The 12,229-nt window shown below is 65.8% G+C and carries 11 protein-coding genes; 8 read left to right on the top strand and 3 right to left on the bottom strand.

The annotated features are described in order from the left end of the window. The first annotated feature begins 6 nt into the window (after positions 1–6). Positions 7–861: a CDP-diacylglycerol--serine O-phosphatidyltransferase gene (gene pssA / locus CH294_RS14310; RefSeq protein WP_032380268.1), complete on the top strand. Its 855-nt coding sequence runs from the start codon at positions 7–9 to the stop codon at positions 859–861. 24 nt (positions 862–885) lie between these two features. After that, positions 886–3,066 (top strand): AAA family ATPase, encoded by a 2,181-nt coding sequence (locus tag CH294_RS14305; RefSeq protein ID WP_094738299.1) that lies wholly within the window; start codon positions 886–888, stop codon positions 3,064–3,066. A 63-nt stretch (positions 3,067–3,129) separates the two neighbouring features. Here CH294_RS14305 and CH294_RS14300 read toward each other — a convergent pair whose 3' ends face one another. Further along, on the bottom strand, positions 3,130–3,882 hold the full coding sequence (locus CH294_RS14300; protein WP_094738298.1) for an isocitrate lyase/phosphoenolpyruvate mutase family protein: 753 nt from the start codon (positions 3,880–3,882) through the stop codon (positions 3,130–3,132). Between the two features lie 62 nt (positions 3,883–3,944). After that, positions 3,945–4,298, bottom strand: a complete 354-nt coding sequence (locus CH294_RS14295) for an NUDIX domain-containing protein (protein ID WP_032402069.1) — start codon at positions 4,296–4,298, stop codon at positions 3,945–3,947. A gap of 289 nt (positions 4,299–4,587) precedes the next feature. Here CH294_RS14295 and CH294_RS14290 point away from each other — a divergent pair, with 289 nt between their 5' ends. Genes CH294_RS14290 through mnhG form a run of 6 tightly spaced genes read left to right on the top strand, consistent with a single transcriptional unit; the run spans position 4,588 to position 10,987 of the window. Further along, entirely contained in the window at positions 4,588–7,452 is a 2,865-nt protein-coding gene (locus tag CH294_RS14290) for a Na+/H+ antiporter subunit A (protein ID WP_032401772.1), read from the top strand. Continuing rightward, positions 7,449–8,105, top strand: a complete 657-nt coding sequence (locus CH294_RS14285; RefSeq protein WP_037148830.1) for a Na(+)/H(+) antiporter subunit C — start codon at positions 7,449–7,451, stop codon at positions 8,103–8,105. Before CH294_RS14290 ends, CH294_RS14285 begins: the two co-directional genes overlap by 4 nt. Next, entirely contained in the window at positions 8,102–9,745 is a 1,644-nt protein-coding gene (locus tag CH294_RS14280; protein ID WP_032401770.1) for a Na+/H+ antiporter subunit D, read from the top strand. Before CH294_RS14285 ends, CH294_RS14280 begins: the two co-directional genes overlap by 4 nt. Before the next feature lie 2 nt (positions 9,746–9,747). After that, positions 9,748–10,395 (top strand): Na+/H+ antiporter subunit E, encoded by a 648-nt coding sequence (locus tag CH294_RS14275; protein WP_032380766.1) that lies wholly within the window; start codon positions 9,748–9,750, stop codon positions 10,393–10,395. Next, a complete protein-coding gene (locus CH294_RS14270; RefSeq protein ID WP_032380262.1) occupies positions 10,392–10,649 on the top strand; it encodes a monovalent cation/H+ antiporter complex subunit F in 258 nt (85 codons plus the stop codon). Before CH294_RS14275 ends, CH294_RS14270 begins: the two co-directional genes overlap by 4 nt. Then, positions 10,646–10,987 (top strand): monovalent cation/H(+) antiporter subunit G, encoded by a 342-nt coding sequence (gene mnhG / locus CH294_RS14265; RefSeq protein WP_032380261.1) that lies wholly within the window; start codon positions 10,646–10,648, stop codon positions 10,985–10,987. The genes CH294_RS14270 and mnhG overlap by 4 nt, the downstream gene beginning before the upstream one ends. Here mnhG and CH294_RS14260 read toward each other — a convergent pair. Further along, on the bottom strand, positions 10,953–12,170 hold the full coding sequence (locus CH294_RS14260; protein WP_230592375.1) for a phosphatase PAP2 family protein: 1,218 nt from the start codon (positions 12,168–12,170) through the stop codon (positions 10,953–10,955). The two genes, mnhG and CH294_RS14260, sit on opposite strands and share 35 nt — an antisense overlap. Positions 12,171–12,229: the final 59 nt, after the last annotated feature.

Here is a 12,229-nt window from a genome sequence, read left to right as displayed (position 1 = left end):
ACCGACATGATCACCAGACGCGCCAAGCCGCCTGCTGCCATCCGTCTGCTCCCGTCCGTCGTCACGATTCTCGCGCTGTGCTCCGGCCTGTCCGCGGTCAAGTTCGCCCTCGACGGTCAGCTCGGCACCGCACTCGCCATGATCGGTGCCGCCGCCATTCTCGACGCGTTGGACGGGCGAATCGCGCGTCTGCTCGACGCCACCAGCAAGATCGGTGCCGAACTGGACTCGCTGTCCGACGCCATCTCGTTCGGCGTCGCCCCGGCACTGGTCTTGTACGTCACGTTGCTCGAGGGCAGCAGCGGCGGCTGGATCGTCGCACTGGTCTATGCGGTGAGCATCGTGCTCCGGCTGGCCCGCTTCAACACCTTGCTCGACGAGGACGACACCCCCGCGTACGCCCGCGAATACTTCACCGGCGTTCCCGCACCCGCCGGGGCACTCATCGCGCTGGCCCCGATCGCCGCATTCGAGGAATTCGGCGACGGCTGGTGGGCGTCGTTCTACGTCGTCGCCGGATGGTCGATCGTCACCGCGGCTCTGATCGTCAGCCGCATCCCCACCCTCGCGCTCAAGACGGTGTCGGTCCCGCCTCGACTGGCGGCCATCCTGCTGGTTCTGGTGGCTCTGCTCGCCGCCGCGCTCATCACCTTCCCGCTGGTTCTCCTGATGGGATTGGTGCTGGCCTACCTGGTCCACATCCCGTTCGCGGTGCGATCACAGCGCTGGACTGCCGCGCGCCCGTACACGTGGGACGCCAAGCCGGCCGAGCGCCGCGCCGAGCGACGGGCCATCCGACGCGCGCCGGGTAACAATCGGCGGTCGCAGGCACGCCTGGGACTGCGTCGGCCTCGTAGTTAGCGCCTCGCCGCTACTGTTGACCGTGTGACCGATTCTGGATCGAAGGCACCCGAGCTCGTTCTCACCGCCCGACTGAACACCTCGGCGGCCGACGCCAGACGAGGCGTCGTGCGACTGCATCCGGAGGTACTCGCCGCCCTCGGCCTGCGGGAGTGGGATGCGTTGTCGCTCATCGGTTCTCGGCGTACTGCCGCCGTCGTCGCTGCGGCTCCCGAGGGTTCACCCCAGGGCACCGCACTGCTGGACGACGTCACTCTCTCCAATGCCGGCTTGCGCGAAAATGCCACTGTCGCAGTCGCGCCCGTCACCGTCTACGGCGCCAAGACCGTCACGGTGACCGGCTCCGCGCTCGCCACCGGTTCCATCTCCGACGCCACCCTGCGACAAGCGTTGCTCGGCAAGGTGTTGACGGTGGGCGACACGGTATCTCTACTCCCCCGCGACCTGGGCCCCGGTACGTCGACGAGTTCGGCGACGCAGGCACTGTCGAGGACGTTCGGGGTTGCTTGGACCACCGAACTGTTGACGGTCTCGGCCGTCGACCCGTCGGGTGGGCCGGTGAGTGTTCAGCCCAACTCGGCGGTGAGTTGGGGAACCGGCACCGTGGCTGCTTCCGGTACAACACAATCCGCGTCGCATGCGCCCAGGGCTGCTCCCCCACGTGTGAGCGCTGCCGATCTGGTGGGCGTGAACGCTCAGTCCGCCAAGCTGACCGAGTGGCTGCGGTTGGCCTTGGACGAATCGGAACTGCTGGCCACACTCGGCGCGTCGCCGCATCTGGGAGTGCTGATCACCGGGCCGGGTGGGGTGGGCAAGGCCACGTTGGCCCGCGCGGTGATCGGTGAGCGGGCCTGCGTCGTACTGGACGGTCCGTCGATCGGCGCGCTCGAGGCGTCCGCTCGCGTCGAGCGGGTCACTGCGGCGGTGGACGAACTCGCCGGCTCCGGGGTTCTGATGATCACCGACGTCGACGCACTGTTGCCGTCCGATCCCGAACCGGCGTCGACCTTCGTGCTCGACGTGCTGCGCCGGGCCGTCGACACTCCGGGGCTGGCGCTGATCGCGACGACCGCGCATCCCGAGGCCACCGACGCACGACTACGGGGCCAGGACCTGTGCGATCGCGAGCTCACGCTCACCCTGCCCGACGCCGCCGGCCGCAAGGGATTGCTCGAACACTTGCTGAAGAAGGTGCCGCAGAACAACGTCGATCTTGTCGAGATCGCATCACGGACACCGGGTTTCGTGGTCGCAGATCTCGCTGCACTGACACGTGAGGCGGCGTTGCGTGCCGCGGCCCGCGCGTCGGAGAACTCGGCCGCAGCCTCGCTGACTCAGGACGATCTGGTGGGCGCTCTGCAGGTGATCCGCCCGCTGTCACGTTCGGGTAGTGAGGAGCTCGCGATCGGCAGCCTGTCCCTCGAGGACGTCGGCGACATGGTCGAGACCAAGCAGGCACTCACCGAGGCGGTGCTGTGGCCGCTTCGTCATCCGGATTCGTTCGCGCGCTTGGGAATCGAACCGCCGCGCGGTGTGCTGCTCTACGGTCCACCCGGGTGCGGCAAGACATTCCTCGTGCGCGCTCTCGCCAGCTCCGGCCAGCTCAGCGTGCATTCGGTCAAAGGCGCAGAGCTGATGGACAAGTGGGTCGGCTCCTCGGAAAAGGCTGTCCGAGAGCTCTTTCAGCGGGCCCGAGATTCTGCCCCCTCACTCATCTTCCTCGACGAGGTCGATGCGCTCGTACCCCGGCGCGGGCAGAGCTCGGATTCGGGCGTCGGTGATCGGGTCGTGGCAGCGCTGCTGACCGAGCTCGACGGCGTCGAACCGTTGCGTGACGTGGTGGTACTCGGAGCAACCAACCGGCCCGATCTGATCGACCCGGCTCTGCTGCGGCCCGGCCGGCTCGAGCGTCTGGTGTTCGTGCCGCCGCCGGATTCCGATGCCCGGGTGGACATTCTCAAGGCGTCGGGCAAGTCCATTCCGCTCGCCGAGGACGTGGATCTGGAGTCTCTCGCCCGCGATCTCGACGGCTACTCCGCCGCCGATTGCGCGGCGCTGCTGCGCGAGGCGGCGTTGACGGCGATGCGTCGGTCGATGGATGCCGCCGCCGTCACTGCTGCCGATGTCGCCACCGCTCGGGCGACGGTCAAGCCGTCACTCGATCCCGAGCAGGTGGCGCATCTGCGGGCCTACGGGAGTGCCTAGCGGCAGTGGCGTGGTTGAGTGCCCTCTGAGGCACTCAACCACGCCACTGCGGCGGAGCCGCACTCACTTCCAGCGGGCGAGGACCTCTTCGGCGCGCTTGGCGAGCACCATCTGGAAGATCGGTCCGAAGCTGATGCGACCGACACCGAGGGATGCGAAGTGCGAGAGATCGCCCTCGGCGGGGTTGGCGATGGCGTTGATCGGCAGCGGGAGTTCCTCGGCCAGACGCTTGTAGTCGGCGTCGTTGTGGAAGCCGACAGGGTAGAGCGAGTCGGCTCCGGCATCGGCGGCCAGCTTCAGACGCGCGATGGCGCGGTCGACGCGATCGTTCTCGTCGCCGATCTCCTTGACGAACAGGTCGGTGCGGGCGTTGATGACCACGTGCACGTCGGTGGCGTCGGACGCCGCGCGCAGTGCTCCGACGAAGTCGGCGTGCTCCTGTGCCTCACGGAGGCGTCCGCCCTCGCTGTGGACGGTGTCCTCGATGTTGAGGCCGACCGCTCCGGCGGAGATCAGTCCGTCGATCAGGCGCTTGGGGTCCTCGCCGTAGCCGGATTCGATGTCGACCGAGAGCGGTGCGTCGACGGCTCCGGAGATCTGCGTGATGCGGGCGAGGAGTTCGTCGAAGGTGATGCCCTCGTTGTCCGGCTTGCCGATGGAGTCCGAGACGGGGTGACTGCCGACGGTCAGCGCAGTGAATCCGGCGGAGACGGCAAGGTTGGCGGACCAGGCGTCCCACACAGTCGGCAACACGACCGGGTTGCCCGGCTTGTGCAGCTCGAGCAGGGTGGTGGCTTTCTGGGACAGGTTCGTCATAAAAGACTCCTTCGCGGTGGCTGTGGAGAACGTACGTTCTCTCGACAACCAACATACGCGCTTCAGTCGATCAAATCGAGGGCTTTCATCCGGTCGAACACCATCAGCGATCCCGGCGCGACGTCGGGCATCGCGGCGTACTCGTCCCGGGTGAAGTACCTGATCTCGGCAATTTCGCTGGTCGGCGACGGTTCGCCCACCAGATCGGCCAGAAAGCAGGTGATCTCGAGCGGTGTTCCCGTCGGATGTCCCCAGGCCTCGCACTCGAACACTCCGAGGAGCCGAGCTTCGATCACTGCGACGTCCAGTTCTTCCCTGATCTCCCGGTGCAATGCCTGCTCCGCCGTCTCACCGGGGTCGATCTTGCCGCCCGCCATGTAGAACGCGGATTTGCCAACCGATCGCGCCTGGATCATTCGACGGTCCCGAACGTAGGCCAACCCGGCCGTCCGAATGAGCCTCTCACCGTTCGCGGGCACAGTTCCTCTTTCCGAGATACGTCCGATTTGTACCGCTGGGTCCGCCGTCGACCACGCAAAGTAGGATGGAATCCGACAACCGAGGTGCCACCGTTCGGTGGCCGGTTCGTTATTTCTCAAAGCCATAGGTCGAATTTCACACAGATTTCCAAACCCTACTCATCGCCGCCCTACGACCACCGCCTCGGCCCCGCAGCCGATGCGACCCGAGACGACGGAGTGATTTTTGCTCGCCATTCTTCTTGCGCACACCGCCGCCGCGCTGCTCGCCCCGCTCCTCGTCCGGTGGTGGGGTCGCACTGCCTTCTTCCCGCTCGCACTCGTTCCCCTGCTGAGTCTGATCTGGGTGTTCGTCAACTGGAACACAGAGCAGAAGCTGAGTATCGAGTGGGTTCCCGGCCTGTCGATGGACATCGATATGCGGTTCGACTCCCTCGCCGCCATCATGTCGTTGCTGGTGCTGGGCATCGGCGCGTTGATTCTGCTCTACTGCGCCCGCTACTTCGAGGACGACGAGCCACGGCTCGGCCTGTTCGCCGCCGAAATGGTCGCGTTCTCCGGTGCCATGTTCGGCCTCATCACCAGCGACAACATGCTGGTGCTCTACATCTTCTGGGAAATCACGACAGTCCTGTCGTTCCTGCTCGTCGGCCACTACGCCGAGCGTGCCTCGAGTAGGCGCGCGGCCACGCAGGCTCTGCTCGTCACCACCGCAGGCGGGCTGGCGATGTTGGTGGGCATCATCGTCCTCGGCCAGGCCGCGGGCACGTACAACCTGTCCGAGGTCGTCACGAACGCCCCGGGCGGCTGGCTGCCCGGCGTGGCGATCGTGTTGATCCTCATCGGCGCGCTGAGCAAGTCGGCCATCGTGCCGATGCACTTCTGGCTCCCCGGAGCCATGGCCGCCCCCACACCGGTCAGCGGCTACCTGCACGCCGCGGCCATGGTGAAGGCCGGCATCTACCTGGTGGCGCGCCTCGCACCGGGTTTCGCCGACTCGGGTCCGTGGCGCGCGACCATCATCAGCTTGGGGCTGCTGTCGATGATCCTGGCCGGGTGGCGCGCGCTTCGTGCGTTCGACCTCAAGCTCATCCTGGCGTTCGGCACCGTCAGCCAACTCGGCTTCCTGATGGTGCTGGTGGGCATCGGCTCCGAAAAAGCCATGCTGGCCGGCCTGACGATGGTGATCGCGCACGCGATGTTCAAGGCAACACTGTTCATGGTCGTGGGCATCGTCGATCACACCACCGGGACGCGCGACATCCGCAAGCTCGCCCACCTGGGCAAGAAGGCCCCGTGGCTCGCCGCCATCGCAGCGCTCGCTGCCGCCAGCATGGCCGGCTTGCCCCCGATGATCGGTTTCGTCGGTAAGGAAACAGCCCTGTCGGCGGTGATCAGCACTCCGACGCTCGATCCGACCGTCGCCGCCCTCGTCGTCGCAGGCTTGGTGATCGGGTCGATTCTCACCGTCACCTACAGCATCCGATTCGTCTGGGGCGCGTTCGGCCGCAAGCAGCTCAAGCGTCCGAGTCCGTCGGTGAAGAACATGCACGCGCCGTCCGCACTGTTCCTGGCCGCGCCTGCATTCTTGGCCGTACTCGGTGTGGTCGCGGGATTCGCGTCCTCGATCGTCGACCGCATCGTGAGCCCCTACGCACGCACCCTGCCGTCGTACGGGCAGGAGCCGTATCACCTGGCGCTCTGGCACGGGTTCAACCTGCCGCTGGCGTTGACCGTCGTCGTCGTCACCGGCGGCGTCGGGCTGTTCATCGCTCATCGTGTGGTCAACCGACTCAAGTTCGAGCACCCACCGCTCGGCAACGCCGACCGCATCTACGACAACGTGCTCAAGTCCATGGACACCCTGTCCATCCGCCTCACCGGCACCACGCAGCGCGGTTCGCTCCCCCTCACCCAGGGCACCATCCTGCTGACCCTGGTGCTGCTGCCGATCATCGTGTTGCTCGTCGGGCAGAAGCCAGGCCTGGAGTACACCCTGTGGAACACCCCGCTCCAGTTGGTCATCGGCGTGATCATGATCGCGGGTGGCCTCGGCGCAACCGTCATGCGAAACCGTCTGGCCAGCGTCATCCTCGTCGGACTCACCGGCTACGGCTGCGGCGTCATCTTCGCCATCCACGGTGCACCCGACCTCGCCCTGACCCAGTTCCTCGTCGAGACCCTGACCCTCGTGGTCTTCGTGCTGGTGCTGCGCAAGCTACCGGCCGAGGTCGACGATCGAGGCTCGGCCGGATCTCGCGGACCCCGCGCCGCGCTCGCCGTCGCCGTCGGCGCAACGGTCAGCGTGCTGGGCGCATTCGCGATGAACGCCCGCAGCGCAGCTCCGGTGTCGCTGCAGTTCCCCGAGGCCGCGTACGAGCTGGGCGACGGCAAGAACATCGTGAACGTGATCCTCGTCGACATCCGAGCCTGGGACACCCTCGGCGAGATCTGCGTTCTGCTCGTGGCCGCAACCGGCGTGGCCAGCCTGGTCTTCCGCAACCGGCGGTTCGGCAGCGCTCCGCGGGTGTCCGACGCCCCCGCATCGAACGCCTCCTCTTCGAACTCGGACTCCAACTACGCGGCGGAGACGACGTGGCTGTTGGGTGGCGACCTGATCGATCCGCGTCATCGCTCACTGATTCTCGAAGTGACGACGCGGTTGATCTTCCCGACGATCATGGTGCTCTCGATCTACTTCTTCTTCTCCGGCCACAACGCCCCCGGCGGCGGTTTCGCCGGTGGCCTCACGGCCGGGTTGGCGTTGGTGCTGCGGTATCTCGCGGGCGGCCGCTACGAGCTCGGCGAGGCGGTGCCGATCGATGCCGGAAAGATCCTGGGTCTCGGGTTGATCTTCGCGGCCGGCACGGCGGTGGCGTCGATGTTCCTCGGCGCACCTGCACTGTCCTCGGCGACGTTGGAAGTGACGCTACCGATTCTCGGTGACATCAAGCTCGTCACCGCATTGTTCTTCGACCTCGGTGTGTATCTCATCGTGGTCGGGTTGGTACTCGACGTGCTGCGCAGCCTCGGCGCACGTCTCGACGCACAGGTGGAAATGCAGAGCCAAGGCCGAGTGAGCGCCCCATGACCGCTGATCTCGGAATGCTCATAATCGTCGGCGTCCTCGTCGCCGCCGGCGTCTACCTGCTGCTCGAACGCAGCATCACCAAGATGCTGCTCGGCCTGTTGCTGTTCGGCAACGGCGTCAATCTGCTGTTGCTCACCGTCGGTGGGCCGGCCGGTACGCCGCCCATCGTGGGCCGGGACAATTCCCTGGGCCAAAGCATGGCCGATCCGTTGGCGCAGGCGATGATCCTGACGGCAATCGTCATCACCATGGGTATCGCGGCCTTCGTCCTCGCACTCGCCTACCGATCGTTCACGCTCAACACCAAGGACGACGTCGAGAACGACCCCGAGGACACCAAGGTCTCCAAGCGCCGGTCGATGGCCGAGGCACCCGACCGCGACCGCTCCGACGACCCGGTGACGGGCGAACCTAGCTTCGGCGGCGATGCATTCGACTCGAAGGGCAATCCGATTCCCCTCGAGGAGATCAGAAACCTCGAAGACCTCGAGTGCTACGAGGATCTGCACGACGGCGACTTCGACAACGACGACGACAACCCACAGCTCCGCGGGCTCGACGGTCTCGATACGGCCGAGAAGGACGACAGCCGCCCAGAGAACGGCAGCACCGAGGACCGCAGCACCGACGACACGAAGGGAGACGACAAGTGACGATCTCCCCGGGCGTGATCGATGCCCTGACTCCACTACCCGTTCTCATTCCGATGCTCGCCGCGGCCCTGACGTTGGTACTCGGCCGCAAACCCCGCGCACAGCGTTTCATCACCATCGTCGCGCTGACTGCCGTGGTCGCGATCTCGTCGATGATGCTCTACCTCGCCGATCGCGACGGTACCAGCGCACTTCAGGTCGGCGGCTGGGATTCACCGCTCGGCATTTCCCTTGTGGTGGACCGACTTTCGGCGATGATGCTCGTCGTTTCCTCGATCGTGTTGCTCGCGGTCATGGTGTACTCGATCGGTCAGGGTATCCGCGACGGCAGTGAGAATCAGCCGGTCTCGATCTTCCTGCCGACCTACCTCGCACTGACCGCGGGCGTGTGCAACGCGTTCCTGGCCGGCGACCTGTTCAATCTGTTCGTCGGCTTCGAGGTACTGCTGGCCGCCTCGTTCGTGCTCCTGACTCTGGGAGCCAGCGCCGACCGCGTGCGAGCAGGCGTCTCGTACGTGATGGTCTCGATGGTGTCCTCGCTGATCTTCCTGATCGGTATCGCCCTGGTCTACGGAGCCACCGGAACGCTGAATCTGGCACATATCGCGGTGCGGATGGACGACATCCCGTCGGGCACGAGAACCGCGATCTTCGCCGTGCTGCTGGTGGCGTTCGGCATCAAGGCCGCGGTGTTCCCGCTGTCGACGTGGCTTCCCGACTCGTATCCCACCGCCCCGGCCCCGGTCACGGCAGTGTTCGCCGGCTTGCTGACAAAAGTCGGTGTGTACGCGATCATTCGCGCACACACCCTGCTGTTCCCGGACGGCTCACTCGACAACGTGCTGATGGTCTGCGCCCTGCTGACGATGCTCGTCGGCATCCTCGGCTCCATCGCACAGAGCGACATCAAACGACTGCTCTCGTTCACCCTCGTCAGCCACATCGGCTACATGATCTTCGGTGTCGCGCTGTCGACCCAATCGGGTTTGTCCGGCTCGATCTACTACGTCGCGCACCACATTCTGGTGCAGACGACGCTGTTCCTCGTCGTCGGTCTGATCGAGCGCCAGGCCGGTTCGTCGTCGCTACGGCGACTCGGCGGTTTGGCTGCGGCCAGCCCCGTGCTGGCGATCGTGTTCCTGGTCCCGGCCCTCAATCTCGGTGGCATTCCACCGTTCTCGGGCTTCATCGGCAAGGTCGCACTGCTGCAGGCCGGTAGCGAACAGGGCAGCGTATTGGCCTGGCTGCTCGTCGCCGGTGGCACCGTGACCAGCCTGCTGACGCTGTACGTGGTGGCGCGCGTGTGGACCAAGGCGTTCTGGCGGGCTCGCGCCGACGCCCCCGAGGGCGATCTGGCGGACAACAGCCCGTCCGCCCTGCTCGACGACTCGTCCGACATTCAGTTCGGAGACCGCGAGGACGTCGGCCGGATGCCGGCCTTCATGTTGATCCCGACGATCGGCCTCGTCGTCGTCGGCTTGGCGATGACGGTATTCGCCGGCCGCATCATCGACATCAGCGACCGCGCCGCAGCGGACCTCCGCGATCGCTCGGTGTACATCGACGCGGTGCGCGGTGCGGAATTCGTCGGCGATCAGGCCTACGAGCAGGCTCGTGCAGACGAGGAGGGCACCCGATGAAGATGAAGATGGACCGCTCGATTCTGCTGCGCCTGTGGACCCTCGCCTGGTTGACGGCCATCTGGGTTCTGTTGTGGGGCAACGTTTCTGCCGCGAACATCCTCGGCGGTATCGCGGTGGGTCTGCTGATCATGGTGCTGCTGCCGTTGCCGCGGGTGCCGGTCGAGGGCCGCATCCACGTGTTCTCGCTCGTCAAGCTTGCCGTCGTATTCCTCTACTACGCAATCGAATCCAGCGTCAGCGTCGCCTGGTTGGCGATCCGGCCGAAGGCCCCGCCGGTCACCGGAGTGCTGCGCTGCCGGATCGCGATCAAATCCGATCTGGTGCTCACCCTGTTCGTAGACGCAATGAATCTCGTGCCCGGCACCATGGTGCTCGAGATCGACCGAACTCGACGCCTGCTGTACGTGCACGTGCTGGACATGGGTACCCAGAAGGCGGTCGACGGCTTCTACGCCTACGTCCGACATCTGGAGAAGCTGTTCATCGCCGGCTTCGAGCGTGATTCCGACTGGAAGCCCAGCCCCCTGCACTACCAGGAGTACGAGCAGTACCACGGGGTGCTCGGCGACGACCCCGTCGAGGCCGATTCTGACGCTCCTCGGGACGACAAGAAGACCGACGACAAGAGGAAGGGGGACTGGTCGTGACCGTCGTACTCGCCGTAGCCGGCGTCCTCCTGATCGCCGCCGCGATCCTGACCGCGTTCCGACTGCTCGACGGCCCCAGCACACTCGACCGACTCGTCGCGATGGACACAATTCTTGCCGTCTCCATGTGCGGCCTCGCGGTATGGGCCGTCTACAGCCGCGACACCACGCTGGTACCGGCCATCGTCGCGCTGTCGCTGGTCAGCTTCGTCGGATCGGTCAGCATCGCACGATTCAGGGTGAGGGACGAATGAGTACCGTTGCGCAGGTCATTGCATCCATCTTCATTCTGTTGGGGGCGCTACTGGCGTTCACTGCCGCCGTGGGCATCGTGCGCTTCCCCGATACTCTGTCGCGTATGCACGCGGCCACCAAGCCGCAGGTGGTCGGTCTGATCATGGTGTTGATCGGGGCAATCATCAGCCTGCGCGGCAACGTCGACATCTGGATGCTCGTGCTGGTGGGTATTTTCACCCTGGTGACCGCTCCGGTGATCGCTCATACGGTCGGCCGCGTGGCCTACCGAGAGCAGCGGGGCCGCGACGGCCTGCTGATCGTCAACGAGATGGAACCGGACGAGTCCGATCGGTAGCTCTGGGCGAATCGGCGAAGAACACCGCGTGGAAGCCGAACGCCATGGCTGCCAGTACGCCGAGAACGAGCGGCCCGAACACCTGAGGGTGTGACGCGAATGCGGCGGCTAGGTAGCGGTAGCTCACCAACAGCGCAGCCATCGCGGCGCAGCCGTAGGCCACCAACGTGATTCGGGCCCGATCCCAACCGCGCTCGGGGTCACGGAGGACGGATTCGAGGGTCAGGCACAGCACTGCACCGGCCACCAGATCGACGCCGTAGTGGTATCCGAATCCGAGAGTGGCCGCGAGCGTACCGAGCAACCACAGGGTGCCGCCGGCGCGCAGCCACCAGGGGCCGCGTCGGGAATGGATGAAGATGCTCAGCGCCCATGCGGTGTGCAGGCTCGGCATGCAGTTTCTCGGAGTCTCCGAGTCGAACGGAATCTCGCCGAGCGCGCCCGAGAGCGGCATGACCTGCGACGGCCACGAATCGAACGCGAACATCGGACCCACCACCGGGAACAGCAGATAGAACACCGGTCCGACGAGTCCGATGAGCAGGAACGTGCGGAACAGGAAGTGCCTCGGCCAGGCTGCACCCGCGGCCACTCCGCGTAGCTGGTACAGCGCAACGACGATCGCCGCGACGGGTAGCTGGATGTAGATCCAGTGCAGCGTTCCTTCGGCGACCGGGCCGAGGCGGTCCAGGATGTTGCCCAGCACCCAGGACGGATTCCCCAGCGCATGATCGGCGGCGTATGCGTATTCGTCCAGAACGTAGGGCCGGGCGACGGTGGTGATGTGCAACCAGGCGTCGCCCGCCTTGGTCGCGAGCAACAGCAGTGCTCCCAGAGCAACACCGCGCATCGCCCGAGTGTCCCCCCGACGGGCGACGTAGACCCCGAGCCCGACCAACACGAGGGACGGGCCGTTGCCGACCGTCAGGGTGGCGTCGAAACCGAATCGGACACCGAGCACAGCAGCATCGATCAGCGCTGCGATGGCCAGGGTGCGCAGACGGAGAGCAGTGTTCAGTCCTACAGTGGCCAGGACCAGCGCCGCCCACGGCAGCGACATCGACTTCGGTGTGCCGAACAGGTCGTTCCACACGCTCGGCAGCGGGCCGGGAAAGTTCCAGACCGTCGCGATGATCTGCAGCAGCACCAGGAACGCGGCAACGAGGGCAGCGCCGACGATCAGGGGACGAACAGAGTTCTCACGTGTCGAATCGACCTCGACGGTCCCGACGTCCCCCTGCA

Origin of the sequence: Rhodococcus sp. 14-2483-1-1, from assembly GCF_002259335.1 — a bacterium.
Lineage (GTDB): Bacteria > Actinomycetota > Actinomycetes > Mycobacteriales > Mycobacteriaceae > Rhodococcoides.
Note: the sequence above shows the minus strand (reverse complement) of the source record. Positions and strands in the feature narration are given on the sequence as shown.